Consider the following 218-nt stretch of genomic DNA (forward strand, 5'->3'; position numbering starts at 1 on the left):
TATGAAACAATTACTAGAAGCCGGCGTACACTTTGGTCACCAAACTCGTCGCTGGAACCCAAAAATGAAGAAATATATCTTCACAGAAAGAAACGGTATCTACATCATTGACTTACAAAAAACAGTGAAATTAGTAGATGCAGCTTACGATTACATGAAAAACGTTGCAGAAGAAGGCGGCGTTGCTTTATTCGTAGGAACTAAAAAACAAGCACAAG

At 38.1% G+C, this 218-nt stretch carries 1 protein-coding gene; it reads left to right on the plus strand.

Annotation, left to right across the window (positions count from 1 at the left end):
* Position 1: 1 nt before the first annotated feature.
* Positions 2-218 (plus strand): 30S ribosomal protein S2 (rpsB, locus tag NE623_RS14675; protein ID WP_256276181.1); only part of this gene is annotated, 217 nt, incomplete at its 3' end.

Source organism: Gemmiger formicilis, assembly GCF_024462815.1.
In the GTDB taxonomy this organism is placed as follows: domain Bacteria; phylum Bacillota; class Clostridia; order Oscillospirales; family Ruminococcaceae; genus Gemmiger.